Annotated in this window: 18 protein-coding genes; 6 read left to right on the forward strand and 12 right to left on the reverse strand. The window is 69.0% G+C overall.

Annotated elements, in window-relative coordinates; translation table 11 throughout:
- Nucleotides 1-31 precede the first annotated feature (31 nt).
- The 9 genes from ACQ3HB_RS06675 to map all read right to left on the reverse strand — a co-directional run bounded on the left by ACQ3HB_RS06675 (nucleotide 32) and on the right by map (nucleotide 9997).
- Nucleotides 32-736 (reverse strand): response regulator, encoded by a 705-nt coding sequence (locus ACQ3HB_RS06675; protein ID WP_430918880.1) that lies wholly within the window; start codon nucleotides 734-736, stop codon nucleotides 32-34.
- Nucleotides 736-3339 (reverse strand): sensor histidine kinase, encoded by a 2604-nt coding sequence (locus ACQ3HB_RS06680; protein ID WP_430918882.1) that lies wholly within the window; start codon nucleotides 3337-3339, stop codon nucleotides 736-738. The genes ACQ3HB_RS06675 and ACQ3HB_RS06680 overlap by 1 nt, the downstream gene beginning before the upstream one ends.
- Nucleotides 3340-3341: 2 nt before the next feature.
- Complete coding sequence (kdpC, locus tag ACQ3HB_RS06685) at nucleotides 3342-3950, reverse strand: potassium-transporting ATPase subunit KdpC (RefSeq protein WP_430918884.1); 609 nt, start codon at nucleotides 3948-3950, stop codon at nucleotides 3342-3344.
- Between the two features lie 83 nt (nucleotides 3951-4033).
- Complete coding sequence (gene kdpB / locus ACQ3HB_RS06690; RefSeq protein ID WP_430918886.1) at nucleotides 4034-6193, reverse strand: potassium-transporting ATPase subunit KdpB; 2160 nt, start codon at nucleotides 6191-6193, stop codon at nucleotides 4034-4036.
- 2 nt (nucleotides 6194-6195) lie between these two features.
- Nucleotides 6196-7872: a potassium-transporting ATPase subunit KdpA gene (gene kdpA / locus ACQ3HB_RS06695; protein ID WP_430918887.1), complete on the reverse strand. Its 1677-nt coding sequence runs from the start codon at nucleotides 7870-7872 to the stop codon at nucleotides 6196-6198.
- A gap of 1 nt (nucleotide 7873) precedes the next feature.
- Nucleotides 7874-7963, reverse strand: coding sequence for a K(+)-transporting ATPase subunit F (kdpF, locus tag ACQ3HB_RS06700; RefSeq protein ID WP_430918889.1), 90 nt, complete (start codon nucleotides 7961-7963; stop codon nucleotides 7874-7876).
- Nucleotides 7960-8100, reverse strand: a complete 141-nt coding sequence (locus ACQ3HB_RS06705; RefSeq protein ID WP_430918890.1) for a hypothetical protein — start codon at nucleotides 8098-8100, stop codon at nucleotides 7960-7962. The genes kdpF and ACQ3HB_RS06705 overlap by 4 nt, the downstream gene beginning before the upstream one ends.
- 202 nt (nucleotides 8101-8302) lie before the next feature.
- Entirely contained in the window at nucleotides 8303-9112 is an 810-nt protein-coding gene (ppgK, locus tag ACQ3HB_RS06710) for a polyphosphate--glucose phosphotransferase (protein WP_430918891.1), read from the reverse strand.
- Between the two features lie 9 nt (nucleotides 9113-9121).
- Nucleotides 9122-9997: a type I methionyl aminopeptidase gene (map, locus tag ACQ3HB_RS06715; protein ID WP_430918893.1), complete on the reverse strand. Its 876-nt coding sequence runs from the start codon at nucleotides 9995-9997 to the stop codon at nucleotides 9122-9124.
- A gap of 34 nt (nucleotides 9998-10031) precedes the next feature.
- On the opposite strand from map, the gene ACQ3HB_RS06720 reads away from it, so the two are divergent.
- The 4 genes from ACQ3HB_RS06720 to ACQ3HB_RS06735 all read left to right on the forward strand — a co-directional run bounded on the left by ACQ3HB_RS06720 (nucleotide 10032) and on the right by ACQ3HB_RS06735 (nucleotide 16721).
- Nucleotides 10032-10217, forward strand: coding sequence for an SPOR domain-containing protein (locus ACQ3HB_RS06720; RefSeq protein WP_430918894.1), 186 nt, complete (start codon nucleotides 10032-10034; stop codon nucleotides 10215-10217).
- Between the two features lie 118 nt (nucleotides 10218-10335).
- A complete protein-coding gene (locus ACQ3HB_RS06725; protein ID WP_430918896.1) occupies nucleotides 10336-12246 on the forward strand; it encodes a hypothetical protein in 1911 nt (636 codons plus the stop codon).
- Nucleotides 12247-12313: 67 nt separating this feature from the next.
- Complete coding sequence (locus ACQ3HB_RS06730; protein ID WP_430918898.1) at nucleotides 12314-13669, forward strand: glutamine synthetase family protein; 1356 nt, start codon at nucleotides 12314-12316, stop codon at nucleotides 13667-13669.
- A 49-nt stretch (nucleotides 13670-13718) separates the two neighbouring features.
- The gene (locus ACQ3HB_RS06735; protein WP_430918901.1) at nucleotides 13719-16721 is read left to right on the forward strand and encodes a bifunctional [glutamine synthetase] adenylyltransferase/[glutamine synthetase]-adenylyl-L-tyrosine phosphorylase; all 3003 of its coding nucleotides are present in this window, start codon (nucleotides 13719-13721) and stop codon (nucleotides 16719-16721) included.
- A gap of 167 nt (nucleotides 16722-16888) precedes the next feature.
- On the opposite strand, the gene glnA is transcribed toward ACQ3HB_RS06735, so the two are convergent.
- Nucleotides 16889-18313: a type I glutamate--ammonia ligase gene (gene glnA, locus ACQ3HB_RS06740; RefSeq protein ID WP_347867224.1), complete on the reverse strand. Its 1425-nt coding sequence runs from the start codon at nucleotides 18311-18313 to the stop codon at nucleotides 16889-16891.
- Nucleotides 18314-18451: 138 nt separating this feature from the next.
- Between glnA and ACQ3HB_RS06745 the strand changes: the two genes are divergently transcribed.
- Complete coding sequence (locus ACQ3HB_RS06745) at nucleotides 18452-18883, forward strand: RDD family protein (protein ID WP_430918903.1); 432 nt, start codon at nucleotides 18452-18454, stop codon at nucleotides 18881-18883.
- A gap of 193 nt (nucleotides 18884-19076) precedes the next feature.
- Here the strand turns inward: ACQ3HB_RS06745 and ACQ3HB_RS06750 are convergent, their stop codons facing one another.
- Complete coding sequence (locus ACQ3HB_RS06750; RefSeq protein WP_430918905.1) at nucleotides 19077-19781, reverse strand: DUF4191 domain-containing protein; 705 nt, start codon at nucleotides 19779-19781, stop codon at nucleotides 19077-19079.
- Nucleotides 19782-19911: 130 nt separating this feature from the next.
- On the opposite strand from ACQ3HB_RS06750, the gene ACQ3HB_RS06755 reads away from it, so the two are divergent.
- The gene (locus ACQ3HB_RS06755) at nucleotides 19912-21663 is read left to right on the forward strand and encodes a serine/threonine-protein kinase (protein ID WP_430918906.1); all 1752 of its coding nucleotides are present in this window, start codon (nucleotides 19912-19914) and stop codon (nucleotides 21661-21663) included.
- A gap of 20 nt (nucleotides 21664-21683) precedes the next feature.
- On the opposite strand, the gene ACQ3HB_RS06760 is transcribed toward ACQ3HB_RS06755, so the two are convergent.
- On the reverse strand, nucleotides 21684-22723 hold a 1040-nt coding region (locus tag ACQ3HB_RS06760; protein WP_430918907.1), incomplete at its 5' end, for a 2-oxo acid dehydrogenase subunit E2.

A 22723-nucleotide genomic window follows, 5' to 3' on the forward strand; every position in this document is an offset into this window, starting at 1 on the left:
TTCCACCTTCCGGCGGGTTGCTCGCCGGTGTTCAGGCGCCGGGCGCCTCGTCCGGGACGAAGCGATAGCCCATCCCCGGTTCGGTGAGCAGGTATCTGGGCGTCGCAGGGACGGGTTCGAGCTTCTTCCGGAGCTGCGCGAGGTACAGGCGCAGGTAGCCGGTGTCCGTCGTGTACTGCGGCCCCCACACCTCCTTGAGGAGCAGCTGCCTCGTGACGAGCTGCCCTGGGTGGCGGAGGAGCTGTTCGAGGAGTTTCCACTCGGTCGGGGTCAGGCGGATCGCACTCGTCGTGCCGTCCGCGGCAGTGCGGGTCGCGACGGTGTCCGCGAGGTTGACGGTCACGTCGCCGAACGTCACGGTGGGCGACTCCGGCGCCGGGGCGCTGCGTCTCGTCAGAGCGCGGATGCGGGCGAGCAATTCATCGATCGCGAACGGCTTCGTCACGTAGTCGTCGGCTCCGGCGTCGAGCGCATCGACCTTGTCGGCCGAATCGGTGCGTCCGGACACGACGAGGATCGGGACCGCCGACCAGCCGCGCACACCGTGGATGACGTCGATGCCGCCGATGCCGGGCATCCCGAGATCGAGGATGAGCAGGTCGGGACGGTGTTCCGTCGCCTGTCTGAGCGCTTCCGCCCCGTCGGGCGCGGTGACGACGTCGTAGCCGCGTGCACCGAGCGTGATGCGGAGCGCGCGGAGGATCTGCGGGTCGTCGTCGGCGATGAGGATGCGCATCAGACGGTCGCCTCGTCGTCGTGCCGTGCGCTGTCGGGACGTGCGCCGTCGTCGATCGCGCCGCCTGTGGATTCCGCGAGTCGCAAGACCATCGTGAGCCCTCCGCCCGGGGTGTCCTCGACGTCCAGACTGCCACCCATGCCTTCCATAAAACCACGGGAGAGGGCGAGGCCCAGACCGAGGCCCGTCGTGTTGTCGTCGTCTCCAGAGCGTTGGAAGGGGACGAAGATGTCGTCGTGGCGCTCCACGGGCACGCCGGGGCCGCGATCGACGACCCGGAGTTCGACCGAGCCCTGGAACGAGCTGACGCGGACGACGGGCGGTTCGTCCGCCGGGGCGTAGCGGAGCGCGTTGCTGATGACGTTCACGACCACTCGCTGCAACAGGACCGCGTCGGCGGAGACGGCCGGGACGATCGGCGAGAGCTCGAGACGGACCGCACCCGGGCCGAGCTGCAGTTCGTCGAGGGCGAGGAGGATGACGTCGTCGACATCGGTCGGGGCGAGGGTCACTGCGAGGACTCCTGCTTGCAGACGACTCGCGTCGAGCAGGTTGGTCACGAGGCCGCTGAGGGACGCGAGAGCCGTCTCCGCGGTCTCGAGGAGCTGTTCGCGGTCGCCTGCGCTCCACGTCATGTCGGGCGCCCTGAGGGCGGTGACGGCGGCGGTGGCGGCTGCGAGCGGACGCCGGAGGTCGTGGCCGACCGCCGCGAGCAGGGCGCTGCGCACCCGGTCGGCCTGTTCGAGCGGCAGCATCTCCTCGGCGGCGAGCCGGAGCCGTTCGCGTTCGATCGCCGCGTCCATCTGGGCGATGATGGCGCCGAGCACTCGCCGGTCGGTGGCTTCCAGATGGCGGCCGGAGAGCTCGAGCTCCGTGTCGGCGCCGACTCGCAGGCGCGTGGTGTGGGCTTCGTCCGCAGGCTCGCCGTCGGTCACGATGACCTGGTCCGCCGTTTTCGGTGCGGCACTGGATGCTCCGCGGCCCTCAGCGCCCGCTGCAGACGTCGGCGAACCGGTGCGGAGCAGTCGGACGCCCACGAGCCCGAAGGCCTCCCGTGTGCGGCTCACGAGCGCCTGAAGGGCATTCTCGCCGCGGATCACACTCCCCGCGACCGTCGCGAGGAGATCGGACTCGGCACCGGCGCGTGCGGCCACGCGGGAGCGACGTGCGCCCTGGTCGACGACGACGCTCACGAGGGCCGCGATCGAGACGTAGAGCACGAGGGCGATGAGGTGGTACGGGTCACTGATCGTGATGCTGCCGACCGGGGCGATGAAGAGGAAGTCGAGGGTGAAACCGCTGAGCACGGCGGCGAAGACCGCCGGCCAGAGTCCGCCCACCAGGGAGACGAGGACGACGAGGAGCTGGTAGCCGAGAGCCGTCGGCGTGAGCGACTCCGGTGACCGGACGAGGAGGAGCGCCGCGGTGAGGATCGGCCCGCCGACGAGTGCGAGCACGAAGCCGAGGATCCGCCGCTTCACCGTCAGCGCGCCGTGGAACCGGGGGAGCGCCGGGCGGGAGCCGGCGGCTGCGTGCGCGACCATGTGCACGTCGATGTCTCCGGACTCCCGGATCACCGTCGCGCCGATGCCTGGGCCGCCGAGCAGGGCGCTCAGCCGACTCCTGCGGCTGACGCCGACGACGAGCTGCGTGGCGTTGCTCGCCTTTGCGAAGGAGACGAGTGCGTGCGGCACATCCTGGCCGATGACCTGGTGATACGAGCCGCCCAACCGCTCGACGAGCGCGCGCTGGTTGGCGAGGACGCCCGGGTCGGCGTCGCGGAGGCCGTCCTGCGTGGCGACGTGCACGGCCACGAGGTCTCCTCCGGCGGACCGGGAGGCGATGCGTGCACCGCGTCGGATCAGGGTGTCGCCCTCCGGTCCGCCGGTGAGCGCGACGACGACGCGTTCGCGCGCATCCCATCGGTCGTCGATCTCGTTCGCGGCCCGGTAGGCGCTCAGCGCGCTGTCGACGTCGTCCGCGAGCCACAGCAGCGCGAGTTCGCGGAGCGCGGTGAGGTTGCCGAGCCGGAAGTAGTGCGACAGCGCGGCATCGATCCGATCGGCCGGGTAGACCTCGCCCGCGGCGAGTCGTCCGCGCAGCGCTTGCGGCACGAGGTCGACGAGTTCGACCTGATCCGCGCCGCGGAGCACCTGATCGGGAATCGTCTCGCGCTGTCGGACGCCCGTGATGCGCTCGACCACGTCGCTGAGCGACTCGATGTGTTGGATGTTCACGGTGGACAGGACGTCGATCCCCGCGTCGAGGAGTACATCGACGTCCTGCCAGCGTTTGGCGTTCCGCGCCCCGGGTGCGTTCGTGTGGGCGAGCTCGTCGACGAGCGCGAGCTCAGGGGCGCGACGCAGGATCGCGTCGAGGTCGAGCTCGGTCATCGTGACGCCCGCGTGCTCGACGACGGCGCGGGGCACGAGTTCGAGCCCGCCGGTGAGCGCTGCGGTGGCGGCCCGTCCGTGGGTCTCCACGAGGCCGATCACGACGTCTGTTCCCGCGTCGCCCAGACGCGCGCCCTCCTCCAGCATGGCGAAGGTCTTGCCCACGCCGGGAGCGGCTCCGAGGAACACTCGCAATCGGCCGCGTGCCATGCTCAGTCGCCCATCTTCGCGAGTGCCAGGTTGAGGGCCAGCACGTTGACTCTGGGTTCCCTGAGGTAGCCGAGGTCCCTGTCCTGCATTGTAGACGCGATGAGCTTCTGCACCGTGGAGACGTCGATCCCTCGCGCCTCGGCGATGCGCTTCGCCTGCAGCTGTGCGTACGCGACGCTGATGTCCGGGTCGAGTCCAGAGCCGGACGCGGTGAGGGCGTCAGCGGGGATCTGGTCGCGGCTCACGCCGTCCTCCTCCATGATCCGCGCAGCTCGGGCGTTCACATCGGTGAGGAGGATGTCGCTGTTCGGGCCGCGGTTGCTGCCGCTCGAGGCTGCGCCGTCGTATCCGTCTCCCGCCGCGGAGGGGCGGGACTGGAACCACTGGGGCAGGGTGTTGCCGTCCGCATCGGTGAAGCTCTGCCCGATGAGTGACGAGCCGACCGCCTTCCCGTCCTCCTGGACGATCGATCCGTTGGCCGTCGCGTTCATCGTGAGCTGCCCGATGCCGGTGATGACGGCCGTGTATCCGACGCCGAGGACGAGGGTGAAGAGGAGCATCGCACGAGCTGCGACGAGGTATTGGCGGAGGGTTCCGCGCGAGGTGTTCATGGTGGATTCCTGTTCGTGGAGCTGTTCTGGGGGTGTGCTTGCGGGTGCCGATGCCGTGGCGTCCGTGGTTCGCGATGTCGCGATCAGAAGCCGGGGAGGAGCCCGACGACGAGGTCGATGAGCTTGATCCCGATGAACGGGGCGATGAGGCCCCCGAGCCCGTACACGAGCAGATTGCGGCTGAGGAGCGCGGTCGCCGAGGACGCCCGGTAGCTCACGCCGCGGAGTGCGAGCGGGATGAGGATCACGATGATGAGGGCGTTGAAGATCACGGCCGACAGGATCGCGGAGGACGGCGAGTGCAGCTGCATGATGTTGAGCACTTGCAGTCCGGGGAAGGCGACGGCGAACATCGCGGGGATGATCGCGAAGTACTTCGCCACGTCGTTCGCGATCGAGAAGGTCGTGAGCGAGCCGCGCGTGATGAGCAGCTGCTTGCCGATCGTCACGATGTCGATGAGCTTCGTCGGGTCTGAGTCGAGGTCGACCATGTTGCCGGCCTCTTTCGCGGACGAGGTTCCGGTGTTCATGGCGACGCCGACGTCGGCCTGTGCGAGCGCCGGGGCGTCGTTCGTGCCGTCACCGGTCATCGCGACGAGGTTGCCGCCCTCCTGCTCCCGACGGATGAGCGCGAGCTTGTCCTCCGGAGTCGCTTCAGCGAGCACGTCGTCCACGCCGGCCTCCGCGGCGATCGCCTTCGCGGTCACGGGGTTGTCGCCCGTGATCATGACGGTGCGGATGCCCATGCGGCGGAGGTCGCCGAAGCGTTCGGCGAGGCCCGTCTTCACGACGTCCTTGAGGAAGACGACGCCGAGGACGCTCGCGTGGCCGGACGCGTCGGCCTCAGCGACGACGAGGGGGGTGCCGCCGGCTTCGGAGACGCGGGTGATCGCGCGGTCGAGCGCCGATCGGGTGGCCGCTTCGATCGGGTTCTGGGCTTCGACCCAGGCGATGACGGCCGTGCCGGCGCCCTTCCGGACCTGGTGGCCGTCGGGCAGGTCGATGCCGCTCATGCGGGTCTGCGCCGTGAACGGGACGAGGACGCCCGTCTCGGTGCGGTCCGTGTCGCCGAGCGTCTCGGCGAGGTCGAGGATCGACCGGCCCTCCGGCGTCGGGTCGCCGAGCGAGGCGAGGACGGCGGCGCGGGTGAGCGCCGTGGGACGGACGCGGGGGATCGGGGCGAATTCGACAGCACGGCGGTTGCCGTAGGTGATCGTTCCGGTCTTGTCGAGGAGGAGCGTCGTGACGTCGCCAGCCGCTTCCACGGCCCGTCCGCTGAGGGCCAGCACGTTGCGCTGCACGAGCCGGTCCATGCCCGCGATGCCGATGGCGGAGAGGAGCGCGCCGATCGTCGTCGGGATGAGGCAGACGAGGAGGGCGATGAGGACGGTGACGCCCACGACCGAGCCGCCTGCACTCGCGAGCGGGTTGATCGTGAGCGTGACGACCAGGAAGACGATCGAGAGGCTCGCGAGCAGGATGCTGAGCGCGATCTCGTTCGGCGTCTTCTGGCGCGAGGCGCCCTCGACCAGTCGGATCATCCGGTCGACGAAGGTCTCGCCCGGCCGACTCGTGATCCGGACCACGATCCGGTCGCTCAGGACGCGGGTGCCGCCCGTGACGGCGCTGCGGTCGCCTCCGGCCTCACGGATGACGGGGGCCGATTCGCCCGTGATGGCGCTCTCGTCCACCGAGGCGATGCCGTGCACGATGTCGCCGTCGCCGGGGATGAGCTCGCCCGCGGTGACGACGATCGTGTCACCGAGGGTGAGGTCCGCCGAAGCGACCTGCTCGGTCGGGCTCGTCAGGCCGGCCGGGTCGCGGTCGGCGTCGTACGGGCTGAAGCGCGTGGCCGTCGTGGTCGTGCGGGTAGCCCGGAGGCTCGCGGCCTGGGCCTTGCCACGACCTTCTGCGACCGACTCCGCGAGGTTCGCGAACAGGACCGTGAGCCACAGCCAGATGGCGATGGACCACATGAAGAGGAGCGAGACGCTCGTGTCCGGGTCGGACAGGAACGGGGTGGCGAGCGCGACCACGGTCGTGAGCGCCGCGCCGACCTCGACGATGAACATGACGGGGTTCCGCCACATGATGCGGGGGTCGAGTTTCCGGAAGGCGCCCGGGAGCGCCGCGAGGATCTGCGCGACGCTGAGCGTGCGCGGTTTCGGCCGTTCCTGGTGACCGAGGGCGTCTCCCGACGGCGCTGAGGCCGAGGAGAGGGGTGCGTTGGTGAGCGTGGACATGATCAGAGGAGTCCTTCTGCGAGCGGACCGACCGCGAGGGCCGGGAAGTACGTGAGAGCCGACACGATGACGACGGTGCCGACGAGGAGGCCGACGAACTGCGGCCGGTGGGTGGGGAGCGTTCCGGCGGTCTGCGGTACGCGCTCCTGCTTCGCGAGGGAGCCGGCGAGCATGATCACGAACACGATCGGCAGGAAGCGTCCGAGGAGCATCGCCACGCCGAGCGCCGTGTTGAACCACGGCGTGTTCGCGGTGAGACCGGCGAACGCGGAGCCGTTGTTGTTCGCCGCAGAGGTGAAGGCGTACAGCACCTCGCTGAATCCGTGCACACCGGTGTTCCAGAGCGACGTCCCCTCGACATTGCCGCGGATCGCCGGAATCGCGAAGCTCAGGGCCGTGCCGATGAGGACGAGCGTCGGCGTCGTGAGGATGTAGAGGCTCGCGAGCTTCATCTCCTTGGCGCCGAGCTTCTTGCCGAGGTACTCGGGTGTGCGGCCGACCATCAGACCTGCGAGGAACACGGCGATGATCGCGATCACGAGCATGCCGTAGAGGCCTGAGCCGACGCCGCCGGGGGCGAGTTCCCCGAGCATCATGTTGATCATCGCCATCGCCCCGCCGAGCGGAGTGTAGCTGTCCGGTGTGGAGTTCACGGCGCCCGTCGAGGTGAGGGTCGACGTCGAGTCGAAGAGCGTCGAGCCGATGATGCCGAAGCGCGTCTCCTTGCCCTCCATCGCACCGCCGGCCGCAGCCGTCGCCGTGCCGCCGCCCGCGAGTTCGAACGCGGTCATGGCGGACACCGACACGAGGAAGAGCGTCGTCATGGCCGCGAGGATCGCGTTGCCCTGTCGACGGTCGCCCACGAGGCGGCCGAAGGTCCGTGGGAGCGAGAACGGGATGATGAGCATGAGCACGACTTCGAAGACGTTCGTCCAGGGGGACGGGTTCTCGAAGGGGTGCGCGGAGTTGCCGTTGAAGAAGCCGCCGCCGTTCGTGCCGAGGAGCTTGATGGCCTCCTGCGAGGCGACCGGGCCGCCCGGAATGGACTGCGTTCCGCCCACGAGCGTCTGGACGCTCGTCGGGTCGGTGAAGTTCTGGATGACGCCGCCCGCGATGAGGACGATCGCCGCGATCACGGAGAACGGCAGCAGGATGCGCACCGTGCCCCGGACGAGGTCGACCCAGAAGTTGCCGATCGTGTCCGAGTGACGGAGTGCGAACCCGCGGACGAGCGCGACCGCAACGGCGATGCCGACCGCGGCGGAGACGAAGTTCTGCACGGCGAGGGCCGCGAGCTGCACGGTGTAGCCGAGGGTCGCCTCCGGCGAGTACGACTGCCAGTTCGTGTTCGTCACGAAGGAGATCGCGGTGTTGAACGAGAGCGACTCGGGGACGGACGGCAGGCCGAGGGCGTAGGGCAGGATCGGCTGGATCCGCTGCAGCAGGTACACGAACAGGACGCCGACGAGCGAGAACGCGAGGATGCCGCGCAGGTACATGCGCGGGCTCTGCGATGACGCGGAGTCGACGCCTGTGAAGCGGTAGATCCACCGTTCGACGCGGAGGTCCTTCGTGGACGAGTAGGTGTGGGCCATGTAGTCGCCGACGGGCTTGTGGGCGACGGCGAGGATCAGCGCGACGGTCGCGAGCTGGAGGACGAGGAGCAGGAACGGAGGCATGTCAGAATCGCTCCGGTTTCACGAGGGCGACGACGAGGTAGCCGATGGCCGCGATGGCGAGCACAACGCTCGCGATGCCGATGACGATCACAGCCGCTCCACCGCCCAGGCCACGAGGGCGACGATGGCGAAGAGGGCGATGGCGCCCCCGATGAACACGATGTCGAGCAACTGACACACTCCAACCGGGTCGATCCGCACGGGATGCGGATGGGTGGCGTTCGCCACCGGTGGAGAGTCAACGCCCGTCGGTGCCGACGGTGTCCGATCCTCACGGTTTCCTCACGCCCTCTGGGCGGACCCTCACGGAGTGCTCACGGCTGACTCACGGCGCATCCCTGGGAACCGCGTCCCTGGAACGACGGAACCGGCGCACCCCTGCTGGGCTGCGCCGGTTCCGGCATTCGATGTGTGGAGCGCTTCGCGTGCGTCAGCCCGCGTGGACCGCTTCCGCCGAGGCGCCCTCGCGGCCGGGACGACCGGCTCGCGCTGCGAGTGCTGCGGCGCCGAGGATGCCCGCGTAGTTGCGGTGCACCGCGGGGATGATGGGTGTCTTGAGTTTCAGCAGGGGGATGAACTCGTCCGCGTGCTTGGAGACGCCGCCGCCGACGACGAAGAGGTCGGGGGAGAGCAGGAACTCGAGGCGCTCGTAGTACTTCTGCAGGCGCTTGGCCCACTTGTCCCAGCTGAGGTCGTCGCGTTCCTTGGCGGCGTACGAGGCGCGGGTCTCGGCGTCGTGGCCGTCGATCTCCAGGTGGCCGAGCTCGGCGTTGGGGATGAGGGTGTGGTCGTAGATGAGGGCGGTGCCGATGCCCGTGCCGAGCGTCGTGAGCAGCGTCAGGCCCTTGCGGTCCTTGGCCGCACCGAACTCGGTCTCCGCGTATCCCGCGGCGTCGGCGTCGTTCACGAACTGGATGTCGCGGCCGAGGCCCTTCTCGAACAGCTTCTCGGCTTCGAGGCCGATCCACTTGTCGGAGACGTTCGCGGCCGACATCGTCATGCCGTTCTTCACGATGGCGGGGAAGCACACGCCGAGGGGGAGCGAGTCGCCCGCGGGCGAGAGCGAGTCGAGGACCTGCTTGACGGTCTGGACGATGTCCTTCGGCTCGCCGCCCTTCGGTGTGGGCAGTTTGACCCGTTCGCTCAGCAACTCTCCCGTGGAGAGGTCGACGACCGCCCCTTTGATACCGGTCCCCCCGATATCGATGCCGACGGCGGACTGGGGAGCGTTGTTCGTCATGCCCCCAGCCTATTCCGAACTGGGCAGTGTGAGGATCTCCGCGCCGCGTTCCGTGACGACGAGCGTGTGCTCGAACTGCGAGGTGAGGCTGCGATCCTTCGTGGTGACGGTCCAGCCGTCCTCCCACTGGTCCCAGTCCGCGGTGCCGAGGGTGAGCATCGGTTCGATCGTGAAGACCATGCCGGGTTCGATGACGGTGTCGAACTGGGGAGCCGAGTCGTAGTGGGGGATGATGAGCCCGGAGTGGAAGGCCTTGCCGACGCCGTGGCCGGTGAAGTCGCGGACGACGCCGTAGCCGAAGCGCTTGGCGTAGGACTCGATGGCCCGTCCGATGACGTTGACCTCTCGCCCAGGTGCGACCGCCTTGATGCCGCGCGCGAGCGCCTCGCGCGTGCGGTCGACGAGGAGCGATGCCTCCTCGCTCACGTCGCCGACGAGGAAGGTCTTGTTGCTGTCACCGTGCACGCCGTTCCGGAACGCCGTGATGTCGATGTTGACGATGTCGCCGTCGCGGAGGACGGTGTCGTCGGGGATGCCGTGGCAGATGACCTCGTTGACGGAGCTGCAGATCGACTTGGGAAAGCCCCGGTAGCCGAGGGTGGACGGGTAGGCGCCGTGGGCGACGACGTAGTCGTGGCCGATCGCGTCGAGTTCGTCGGTCGTGATCCCGGGGCGGACGGCGGCGCCGACGGCCATGATCGCGTCGGCGGCGATGCGGCCGGCCTCACGGATGAGTTCGACTTCCTCCGGCGTGTAGACGTCTCCGCCGGTGTACGGCGACGGCGCCGCACGACCGACGTACTCCGGTCGGGCGATCTCCGTCGGGACGGTGCGTTGGCGGCCGATGCGGCCGGCGATCAGGTGACCGGAACTGTCGTAAGGCATAGGATCAAGCCTAACCGAGCAGGGGAGTCAGACCGTGGCCAAGGAACCGTCAGAGCAGTACTGGTACAACGTCAAGACGGGGGCGGTCGAGTTCGGCTACGCATCGCCGTCGGTGGATCGCGTCGGACCGTTCGAGACGCAGGAGGCTGCTGCGCACGCCCTCGAGAAGCTGCGCGAGAACAGCGCGAAGTGGGCCGAAGAGGACGCTCGCGAGGACTGATCGTCCCGTCGGACGCAGCGCGCAGATCCAACACGTGTGGGTCGCCCCTCTTCCGCGGGGCGTCTCGCGCAGTGGATGATGGTCCACACACGATGGCGTTGAATCGGGGGAGTCGGCGATGCGGTTGGATGGATTCGAGTCGTCCGGGGGGACCTCTGAACGTAAGCGCGCGTCCCGGCGCTTCGTCGGTGCACTCGTCACCGCTCTCGTGGGCGGCCTCGCCCTCGCGTCCATCGGGCTGAGCGCTTCGTCGGAGCCGGTGCACGCCTCCGTCGCTGCGGCCGCGTGTGTGCAGGACGTCGCGCCGGGCACGACGTGCGGTGAGCTGACCGTGCCGGAGACTCGTGGTGTCGACGGATCCAAACCGATACGGGTGCCGTACCTCGTGGTGCCCGCAGGAGCTGGTTCGTCGGAGCCGCCGCTCGTCGTCCTCACCGATGACGTCCCCTTCGCCTCGATCGACGTCAGGCGGATGACGGAGACGTTGCAACTGTCCGCCGATCGCGACGTCGTGTTCGTCGAACGGCGCGGCGGAGCATCGGCAAAACCGTCCTTGCGTTGCCCTGCAGCCGTCGACGCGCTCGAAGGACTGCTCGCGAAGCCGAAGCCGCGCGAAACCGCTTCGACCGGGATGCGGGATGCGGTCGGTTCGTGTGTGAAGGAATGGCGGGAGGCCGGTGTCGATCCGGCCGCGTTCGGTGTCGAGCAGTCCGCGCACGACCTCGTCGATCTCCGACATGAGCTCGGGTACTCCTCCTGGTTCCTCGCAGCGTCCGGCGTCTCGGCGCCCGTGGCCGCGCGTGCCGCCGCCATCGACGAGTCCGGCGTCGTCGGGGTCGTCCTCGACAGCCCAGCCTTCGACGCTCGACTGACGGCCGGCTTCGCCGCGACGGCCGATCGCCTCGACCGACTCGACACCCGAGCGGGAGACCGCGTCGGCGAGGCCGGGGCGGGGTCGGCGGACCACCTCGAGTCCTCGATGAAGGCGCTCACGCGTGACCCGCACCGCGTCCCGGGGTGGCGGCCGATCGTGCTCGACGGGGACACGCTCGAACTCGTGGTCGACGCCGCGCTCGACGACCCCGCCCGACAGGCGGCCCTCCCGCTCGGCCTGTCCGCGCTCGCGGGCGGCGATCCCCGCGCGCTCGACGCCATCGTGCAGCCGACCGTCACCGAGCTCCTGCAGACGGATCTCGTGGCGCACTGGTTGGCGTCCTGCAGTGCGCCCTTCACGGTTCCACCGCCGGACGAAGCGCGGCCCGGCCTCCTCGACGACTTCGCGAGCGCGACGTGCGAGGCGGCGGGCGTCGCCCAGTCCGCACAACCGGACCCGGCGGCGATCCACTTCACCCAGCGAGCCCTGGTCGTGAGCGCGCCGGAGGGGGCCGCGGGAGCCTCGCAGACGATCTCCGAGACGCTGCCGGGCTCGACCGTCGTCGAGTTCGCCGGCGCCGGCGCCCCGATCATCGACCGGAGTGCGTGCGCCGTCGTCGTCCTCCGCGCATGGCTCGCGGACCCCGAGGGGTACCGGGCAGGACTGTGTGCCGCGGACGATGCGGCCGTTCCGGTCGTGAGCGCCAGCGCGGCGGCGCCCGTCCCGATGCTCGCTTCCGCGCTCGGCGACGGCGTCGGCCGGACCGCGCTCATCTTCCTCGTGCCGATCCTCTACGGTGTGGTCAGCATCGTCTGGGCGATCGCCTGGCTGCTCCCGACGGTCGCCGCGGCCCTGCGGGGCAGCCCCGTCCAAGATCGGCTTGCGACGGGGATCGCCCCGATCTTCGGATCGATCTGGTTCATCGCGACGAGCTGGACCCTCCTCGCGGGCTGGGCCGCGTCTCCCGCGACGATGCTCCTGGGAGTCCCCGCCGCCGTTCCGTGGTTGTCCGTCCTGCTCGTCGTGAGCCTGGCCGGTCTTTCGCCCGTGTGGCAGCGCGCCGGACGAGGACGACGACTCTCCGTCGTGGCCGCGTCGGCGCTCGGCGCGGCGACCGCGGTCTGGACCGCGGCATTCGTCTTCGGGTGGGCGTGACGCGCGCCGAAACCGACTCGGAACCAGTAGCCTAGACAGAGGCCGACGGCCATGAGGAAGAGGGCAGATGGATAAGCAGCGCGACTTCGTTCTCCGCACGATCGAGGAGCGGGGCGTCAAGTTCGTCCGACTGTGGTTCACCGACGTCGTCGGCACCCTGAAGTCGGTCGCGATCGCTCCAGCAGAGGTCGAGGGGGCGTTCACCGAGGGCCTCGGATTCGACGGCTCGGCGATCGAAGGGCTCAGTCGTTCCTTCGAATCCGATCTGCTCGCGCACCCGGATCCCACGACGTTCCAGATCCTCCCGTGGCGGGGCGAGATCGACCCGACCGCCCGCATGTTCTGCGACATCACGACGCCTGACGGCCAGCCCGCCGTGGCCGACCCGCGCAACGTGCTCAAGCGCACGCTGGCGAAGGCCGCCGACATGGGCTTCACCTTCTACACGCACCCCGAGATCGAGTTCTACCTGCTGAAGTCGTCGCAGTACGGCGTCAACGGACCGGAGCCCGTCGACTCGGCCGGCTACTTCGACAACGTCCCGGGCGGCACCGCCCACGACTTCCGTCGCCGTTCCGTCCGCATGCTCGAAGACCTCGGCATCTCGGTTGAATTCAGCCATCACGAAGCTGGTCCGGGTCAGAACGAGATCGACCTCCGGTACGCGGACGCCCTCACCACAGCGGACAACATCATGACGTTCCGCACGGTCATCAAAGAGGTCGCGATCGAGCAGGGCGTCTACGCGACGTTCATGCCGAAGCCGCTCGTGCACCAGCCGGGCAGCGGCATGCACACGCACATGTCGCTCTTCGAAGGCGACGCGAACGCCTTCTACGAAGCAGGCGCCCAGTACCAGCTCTCGAAGACGGGCCGTCAGTTCATCGCTGGCCTGCTCACGCACGCCCCTGAGATCACGGCTGTGACGAACCAGTTCGTCAACTCCTACAAGCGTCTCTGGGGTGGCGTCGGACCCAACAAGCTGGCAGAGGCACCGAGCTTCGTCTGCTGGGGGCACAACAACCGCTCCGCGCTCGTGCGCGTGCCGCTCTACAAGCCCAACAAGGGGCAGAGCGCGCGTGTCGAGTACCGCGCCATCGACTCCGCGGCCAACCCGTACCTCGCGTTCTCGCTCATGCTGGCCGCCGGTCTCAAGGGCATCGAGGAGGGCTACGAACTGCCTCCGGAGGCCGAGGACAACGTGTGGACGCTGTCCGACGCCGAACGCCGCGCGCTCGGGTACAACGCGCTCCCCGCCAGCCTCGACCGCGCCGTGGGGCTCATGGAGGGATCGGAGCTCGTCGCCGAGACGCTCGGCGAGCAGGTGTTCAACTACGTCCTGCTCAACAAGCGACAGGAGTGGCAGGAGTACCGCGCCCAGGTGACGCCGTACGAGCTCGAGAGCAACCTGGAGATGCTCTGACCCAGGCCGGTCCGTCCGTCCGGGCGGTCCGTCCGTGGTCGGTGGTCGTATGGTGCGGGACAACATCGCGCTCAGCACACTCGCGAGGCTCGGGTTCACCGAGCTGAGCGCTGCCCGCGGGCAGCTGGCCGAACTCGCCGAGATGGTGACGTTCGACCTCGATGTCGTCACGCCGTCGTTCGCGACGAGCGCTGATCCCGGCGCCGCCCTGGGCGGCGTGCTCATGGTCGCGCGCAACGAGCAGGAGCGCATCAGCGCCCTGCTGGCCGATGCCGGGGCCGCCTCGCGTCTGCTCCGACTCTTCGGCGCGTCGCAGGGCTTCGTCGACTTCTTCCTGCGCCATCCCGAGCAGCTCGAGGTGTTCCGGCTCGAGGAGCCGACCCTGCCGACGCTCGACGAAGCACGCGCATCGCTCCTGGAGAGCGTGCAGGCCACCGACGGGTTCGCTGGACTCGTCGACGAGCCGGCCTGGAACGCGCTCCGCACGCGATACCGACGTCTGCTCGCGGAGGTCGCGCTGTACGACCTGTGCGCTGAGGACCCGCTCGCCGTCGTCGACCTCGTCGCCGCGACGCTCGCCGATCTCGCCGCCGCGGCCATCGACGCTTCCATCGCGGTCGCCAGGGCGATGACGAGCGGCCCGCGCGGGCCGGGCGTCTTCCCCCGTGAGGAGGTCGCGGCGACCCGCTTCGCCGTCATCGGCATGGGGAAGGCAGGCGCGCGCGAGCTCAACTACGTGAGCGACGTCGACGTGATCTTCGTGGGCGAGGGCGATGAGGCGGCCGACCTCGAGAACGGCCGCGCGGTCGACATCGCGACCCGCCTCGCCATCCTCACGATGCGCGGCATCGACCAGGCGGCGATCGAACCCGGACTCTGGGAGGTCGACCCCAACCTGCGACCGGAAGGCAAGGCGGGTGCGCTCGTGCGCACCCTGGAGTCGCACGTCGCGTACTACGACCGCTGGGCGAAGAGCTGGGAGTTCCAGGCTCTGCTGAAGGCCCGTGCGATGGCGGGTGACCTGGACCTCGGCGAACGGTACATCGCGGCCGTGCAGCCCAAGGTGTGGGACAGCGCGTCCCGTGAGGGCTTCGTCGGTTCCGTGCAGCGGATGCGCGAGCGCGTGACCGAGCACATCCCTGCGGAGGACGTCCACTATCAGCTGAAGCTCGGACCAGGCGGCCTGCGCGACATCGAGTTCACCGTGCAGCTCCTCCAGCTCGTCCATGGGCAGACCGATGACACGGTGCACCAGCGCAGCACGCTCGGGGCGCTCGACGGACTGGCGTCCGGCGGGTACATCGGGCGCGCGGAAGCCGGTGAGTTCGCCGACGACTACCGCCTCCTCCGCGTCCTCGAACACCGCCTGCAGCTCGCGAAGCTGCAACGCACCCATCTCATGCCCCGCGACGAGCACAGCCTGCGAACGCTCGCCAGGGCCAGCACGCTCGCGAGCAGCGCCGACGGGCTCCAGGCCCGCTGGGAGTCGACGAAGCACGAGGTGAGGCAGCTCCACGAGCGACTCTTCTACCGTCCGCTGCTCTCCGCCGTGGCGGCCCTGCCCGATGGCGGGCTGAGCCTCACGAGCGGACAGGCCGAAGCACGTCTCGCCGCGATCGGCTTCCTCGATCCACGTGGCGCGCTCGCCCACATCGGCGCGCTCACGACGGGCGTCTCCCGTCGGGCGAGCATCCAGCGCCACCTGCTGCCGGTGATGCTCGGCTGGTTCGCCGACGGAGCGGACCCCGACTACGGTCTCCTCGCCTTCCGTCGCCTGAGCGAAGCACTCGGCGAGTCCCACTGGTTCCTGCGCATGCTGCGGGACACCTCCGGCGCCGCCGAGCGGCTGACCCGGGTGCTCTCCGGTTCACGGTTCATCGGTGAGCTCATGGACCGCATCCCGGAGTCCGCCGCCTGGCTCGCCGGGGACGACGATCTCCAGCCTCGCTCCCGTGCCGCTCTGGAGGAGGAGGCGGCGTCGATCCTCCGCAGGCACGAGTCCGCCGACAGCGCTGCAGCGGCGCTGCGGGGGATCCGGCGACGCGAGGTGCTCCGGGTCGCGATGTCGTCGACCGTCGGTCTCCTCGACGTCGAGCGCCTCGCCATCGCCCTCACCGACATCTCCTCGGTCACGCTCTCCGGCATCCTCGAAGCCGTCCGCGGCATCTCCGGCGGTGGAGCGGGCATCGAGTTCGCGATCATCGCCATGGGGCGCTATGGGGGAGCGGAACTCGGGCTCGGATCAGACCTCGACGTCATGTACGTCTACCGGCCGATCGGTGCGGAGTCGCAGGACGCGCAGCAGCGTGCTCAGGCGATCGCCTCAGAGCTCAAGCGCCTGACAGAGGACGCACGGCTCCCGCTCGACCTGGACCTCGGTCTTCGTCCAGAGGGCAAGAACGGCCCCGTCGTGCGCTCCTTGGACTCCTATCGTGCGTACTACGAGCGGTGGTCGCTCACCTGGGAGGCGCAAGCGCTGCTCCGTGCGGCCGGCGTCGCGGGCGACCACGAACTCATCGCCGACTTCGAGGGGCTCGCGGACACCGTCCGGTACCCGGTCGCCGTCGGGGAGCAGGCCGTGCGCGAGGTCAAGCGCATCAAGGCGCGGGTGGAGAGCGAACGGCTGCCCCAGGGCGCTGACCCGACCCGTCATCTCAAGCTCGGTCGCGGCTCGCTGAGCGATGTGGAGTGGTACGTCCAGCTCCTCCAGATGCAGCATGGAGCGGATCTCCCCGGTCTTCGCACGACGTCGACGCTGCAGGCGCTCGACGCCGCCGTCGAGGCGGGTCTCGTGGAGGCGTGGGCGGCCGAACGCCTCCGTGCCGCGTGGATCTTCGCGTCTCGCGCCAGGTCCGCGATGACCTTGTGGCTGAACAAGACGCAGGACGTGCTGCCGAGTGACCGGCAGCAGCTCGAGGGCGTCGCTCGGCTCCTCGAGTACCCTCCGGGCTCCGCGAGCGTCCTCGAGCAGGACTACCTCGCTGTCACGAGGCGTGCGCGGGCCGTCTTCGAGCTCGGCTTCTACGGCATCGAGAGCGCTGCGACGTCCTGACTCACCGCCCTCCTCCCGCCGAGGTGAGGCTTCCGGTCGTTCCGAGCGCCCGGAAACGACCGGAAGCCTCACCTCAGCGTCCAGGCGGAGGGGCGGGACGGAAGAGTGGGCACGCAGAACGGCCCCGCAGTCCGAGGACTGCGGGGCCGTTCCGGTGCGGTCAGTGACTACACGCCGTAGTAGAGCTCGAACTCGAACGGGTGCGGACGCTGCGCGAGGGGCTTGATCTCCTGCTCGCGCTTGTACTGGATCCAGGTCTCGATGAGCTCCGGCGTGAACACGTTGCCGGCGAGGAGGAACTCGTGGTCCTCTTCGAGAGCCGTGAGCGCCTCACCGAGCGACGCGGGAACCTGGGGGATGTTCTTCGCCTCCTCGGGGGGAAGCTCGTACAGGTCCTTGTCGACGGGCTCGTGCGGCTCGATGCGGTTCTTGATGCCGTCGAGGCCGGCCATGAGCTGCGCGGCGAACGCGAGGTACGGGTTGCCGGAGGCGTCGGGGGCGCGGAACTCGATGCGCTTGGCCTTCGGGTTCGTGCCCGTGATCGGGATGCGGATCGATGCGGAACGGTTGCCGGCCGAGTACACCAGGTTGACCGGAGCCTCGAAGCCGGGGACCAGGCGGTGGTACGAGTTCACCGTCGGGTTCGTGAAGGCGAGGACGGCGGGAGCGTGCTTGAGCAGGCCGCCGATGTACCAGCGAGCCAGGTCGGACAGGCCGCCGTAGCCGTTCTCGTCGTAGAAGAGGGGCTTGCCCTCGCTCCAGAGCGACTGGTGCGTGTGCATGCCAGAGCCGTTGTCGCCGAAGAGCGGCTTCGGCATGAACGTCGCCGTCTTGCCCCACTGCTCGGCCGTGTTCTTCACGATGTACTTGAACTTGAGGATGTCGTCGGCTGCGGCGACCATCGTGTCGAAGCGGTAGTTGATCTCGGCCTGGCCGCCCGTGCCCACCTCGTGGTGGCTGCGCTCGAGGATGAGACCGGCGTCGATCAGCTTGAGGCAGATGTCGTCGCGGAGGTCCGCCTGCTTGTCGACGGGGCTGACGGGGAAGTAGCCGCCCTTGTACGGGGTCTTGTTGGCGAGGTTTCCGCCTTCTTCGGCGCGGCCGGTGTTCCAGGCGCCCTCTTCGGAGTCGACCGAGTAGAAGCTCGAGTGCTGGTTCACTTCGTAACGCACGTCGTCGAAGATGTAGAACTCGGCTTCGGGAGCGAAGAACGCGGTGTCCGCGATGCCTGTGGAGGCGAGGTACTTCTCGGCCTTCTTGGCTACCTGGCGGGGGTCCTTGGAGTAGATCTCGCCGTTGCGCGGGTTGTAGATGTCGAAGACCATGATGAGCGTGCGCTCGGCGCGGAAGGCGTCGACGTAAGCGGTGGAGACATCCGGGATGAGCTGCATGTCGGATTCGTGGATGTTTGCGAAGCCACGGATGGACGAGCCGTCGAACAGCTGGCCGACGGTGAAGAACTCCTCGTCGACAGTGTTGGCCGGGATGTTGAAGTGCTGCTGCACACCGGGAAGATCGGTGAAGCGGATGTCGAGGAACTTGACATCGGTGTCCTTGATGAACTTGAGCACCTCGGAAGAATCACTGAACATGTGAATGGCTCCAATGGATTGGTACTGAGGAGGCTGCACAGCGCAGCCACCTGCGAGACTACGGGCGGGGGATTACCCACCCGTGACACCCATGTTTCGTGGATGTTACGAGAATCTCACCTCGAATAGAATGTCACAGTGCCCGACGCCCCGCAGAATCCCCGTACCTTTGGCGAGCTTCCCCCCAGCAGATATCCAGGTGAACGGCTCGGCCTCCCCGAGACCGGGGTCCGTTCGGTCGGTCGTCTCGGCCGTCGGATCGGTGCGCTCGCCATCGACTGGGCGATCGCTGCGGTCCTCTCGGTCGCCTTCTTCGCCTACGACGGCTTCGCGACCCTCATCATCTTCGGGCTGATGCAGGCCGTGTTCGTTCCGACGATCGGCGGCAGCATCGGCCATCGTCTGTGCGGTCTGCGGGTCGTGCCGCTCACGGGCGGTTGGGTCGGCGTGTGGCGGCCACTGCTTCGCACGGTGCTCCTGTGCGTTGTCGTCCCGGCCCTCGTGTGGGACTCGGACCAGCGCGGATTCCACGACAAGATCGCCGGTACCGTCCTGCTCCGGATGCGCTGAGGTCGATCCGGATCCTCCGGACGGACGCGGTGACGTCGCCTCCGTCGCTTCGTCGCCTCCGTCGCTTCGTTGATCCCGTCGCTTCGTTGATCCCGTCCTCGCCGGCCCGGCTGCATCGCCCGGTACAACGAGAAATCCCCGACGTTCCTGCTCGAGATGAGCGGAACGCCGGGGATTCGTCAGTGCGGAGAGGTCAGCGGACGCGTTGCGGACGGACCTTCATGGGGTCGACGCCCTTCGGGATCGGCAGCTGCGAGCCGAACGAGGAGAGTCGGTTGCTCACCGCGAGCACCTCGGGGTTCGTGAGCGACTTCTTGACCTTGCGGAGCGACGGCGAGAGCTGACGCAGCGAGACCGAGTCGGCGTCCGGGCCCACGTGGAACACCGTGACGGGCACGTTCGGGAGGATGCGGGTGACCTTGCGCTTCTCGTCTTCGAGGAGACGGCTCGTACGCGATTTCGGGCCCTCTGCGATGAGGGCGACGCCGCCACGACCGACGGCGCGGTAGATGGCGTCCTGGGTCTTGGGGTTCACTGCGACGGGCATTTCGCTCGCCTGCCAGGAACGCGGCGCGGCGCGGAGGACCTGACCGACGGCGCCCGGGCGTCCTTCGATCTGGGTGTAGACCACACGGTCCGCGCGGCGTGTCAGGATGAACAGCGCCGCGAGGACGCCACCGAGGACGCCTGCGATGATCCACATGACGAGCGCGAAGATGTTGCCGGGGGAGAACACGAGCGCGACGACGATGCCGATGGCAGTCGGCAGCAAGAATCCGCCGAGCATGAGCCACTGCGCGGCCTTGTCGTGGCGGCGCGTGAGCTGAAACACCTGCCAGAGCTGCTTGAAGCGGCCTGGTTCCTTCTGCGCCTGTGCGGGCGTGTCCTTCTGAGCCATGCTCCCAGGATACCCGGTGCGGAGGGCAACGGATGATGCGTTCTCCTCCACAGGGTCGCGACCCTGCCCGTCTGTCCACAGATCGTCGAAGTCGGTCTGATCGGAGCCATCGTGAGCGCAGGATCGGGAGATGCCGATGACACGACACCGCCCGCACCGCCAGGAGTCTTCAACGTCTTCAGCAGACGGGCCCCAGCGCGTTGCGGACGCCGGACTGCACCCGGGATTCGGGTCGGCGGCCCGGCTGGAGCCCTCGCGGATCGGCGGCAGTCGGCTCGGGCGGACGCTCGGGACTGGGCCGACGTGGACGGCGATCTCCACGATGAGCGGGCGGTCGTCCGATCGAGAACCAGTGCTCCTGCGACCGTCCGGCGGAGCACCGGCTGTTCTGGCCAGGGGTGTCGCGTCGGTGCTCACCGCCCTCGACCACCGGCATGTGCTCGCCGTCATCGATCTGGCCGAGGCGGACGATGGCGGCTGGTGCCTGTTCGTCGAACGGCTGGGTGGAGGCAATCTGCCCGATCTCCTGCGCCGACGGGTGACGATCGCTCCCGGAGAGGCTGTCACGATCCTCGCGCCGCTCGTGGATGCGCTCCGACATGCGCACGATCGAGGCGTCGTGCATGGTTCGGTGACGGCGGCGGACATCAGGTTCGACCGATCCGGACGCCCCGTCCTCTGCGGTTGGGGGCGTGCTTCGGCCGACGCTCCCACGGATCCAGGAGCCGACTGGCGATGCCTGGCGGCCGTGATCGACGCGGTACTCCCGGCAGCCGGAGCAGAACCCGACCAGACGCGGGGGGAGCAGACCTCCACGGCTTGGGTTGCCGAGATGGGCGACGTCCTCACCCCCGAGGAGTTCGCGACGGCCTTCGAGGAGCGAGTCTTCGGACTCGCGCGTCCCCTCCCCGTCCTCCTGGACGCCGACCCGGCCGAGGTCTCGCGTGCGGCGATCGAGTCGAGAGGGTTCGGAGTTCCACAGGCGGCGCACGACACTGGGCGTCGGGACCGCCGAGTCCCTCGAACCGGCGCTTCGGGTCGGGCGGTGCCTGCGTCGTTCATGCGGCTGGCGGCCGGAGTTCGCGCGGGATGCGCATCGATCGTTCGAGGACGTCACGACGGTGGGCGTCCGGACCAGGACGCTCGTCTCGACGCCGAGTGTTCCGATGGGCGTCGGCACGAGCCGAGGACGAGTTCGCGGGCGGCTGCGGGCGGGTCGGAGGCCGTCGATGCGCCACGACGCAGTGCTCGTCGCCGGGTGTCGCGGACCAGGCGCCGCGCGGTGCTCCTGGGCGTGTCGGTGGCGGTCGTCATCAGCACGGCGATCGTCCTCGCGCTCCCGGACGCCGGTTCGAGTTCCGCACAGCAGCGGCCGAGCGGAGCGGATGCGTCGCCGTCGCCGACCGCCACCGCATCCGGGCCACAGGACGCAGGCGCACCTGCAGGCAGCGGGGAGTCGGACGCGGCGGCGCCGGACGGACTGGTACCGGGCGGCTCACAGACGCCCGGAGCGGGTTCGCTCGGTGCCGAAGACGCGCTCAAGGGAGACGATCCGCTCGCGGCGACGGTCGAACTCCTGCGGCGTCGGTCAGCGTGTCTCGCGGCTGCGGACGCCGCGTGTCTCGGCACGTTGAGCGAGCCGGGCTCAGCGGCGGACGAGGCCGATCGCGAAGCGGTGGCGGGGCCGGCCGAGGGCCGTCGAGCGGTCGACGTCGAGGCGGGTTCCGTGTCGCTCGTCGGCAGACAAGGCGACGCCGCCGTGTGTTCCGGCACCGCGGTTCCGCCAGCTGGAACGACAGAACGCCAGCCCGTCACGATCCTCGTGATGAGGACCGAGACGGGCTGGCGTCTGCGCGAACTGTTTGGGTACGGGTCCTCGTGAGGAACCGACCTCGATGGAGCCTAGACTCCGAGCGAAGCTGCGAAGTCGCCTGCTTCGAGGCGGTTCTTCACTGCGACGAGGAAGCGTGCAGCGTCCGCGCCGTCGATGATGCGGTGGTCGTAGCTCAGTGCGAGGTAGACCGTCGAGCGGATGGCGATCGAGTCCTGGCCGTCGGCCGAGAGGACGACCGGCTTCTTGACGACGATGCCCGTGCCGAGGATGGCCGACTGCGGCAGGAACACGACGGGCGTGTCGAACAGCGCGCCGCGCGAACCCGTGTTGGTCAGCGTGAAGGTGCCGCCCGACAGCTCGTCCGGCTGCAGCTTGTTGTCACGCGTGCGCTGGGCGAGGTCTGCGATCTCCGCGGCCAGGGTCGCGATCGACTTGGAGCTCGCGTCGCGGATGACCGGGGTCAGCAGACCGCGCTCGGTGTCGACGGCGATGCTGACGTTCTCCGAAGCGGGGTAGACGATGTCCGTGCCGTCGACCGTCGCATTGATGATCGGGTACGTCTTCAGGGCCTCGCTGGCTGCGAGGGCGAAGAACGGCAGGAACGACAGCTTGTTGCCCGTCTTGGCGAGGAAGTCGCTCTTCACGGCGTCGCGGTAGCGAGCCACGTTCGTGACGTCCACCTCGACGACGGTCGTGAGCTGAGCGGTTCCCTGCATGGAAGCGACGGCGCGCTCAGCGACGACCTTGCGGAGACGCGACATCGGCTGGGTCGTGCCGCGCAGCGGCGAGACCTCGACCTCGGCGGGCGCGGCTGCGGGAGCCGAGCTCGACGACTGCGCCTGCAGGACGTCTTCCTTGCGGATGCGTCCGCCGACACCGGTGCCGGTGATCGTCGACAGATCGACGCCGCTCTGGTTGGCGAGACGACGCACGAGCGGAGTCACGTAGCCGGAGTTGACGACGCCGGCTGCAGGCTGGGCCTGAGCGGCGGGGGCTGCGGCCGGAGCAGCAGCAGGAGCCGGTGCAGCAGGTGCTGCCGCGGGAGCTGCGGCCGGAGCCGGAGCAGCGGGTGCAGCGGCCGGAGCAGGCTCGGGGGCCGGAGCCGGGG

This window comes from Plantibacter lichenum, assembly GCF_050587525.1.
Classification (GTDB): Bacteria; Actinomycetota; Actinomycetes; order Actinomycetales; family Microbacteriaceae; genus Plantibacter.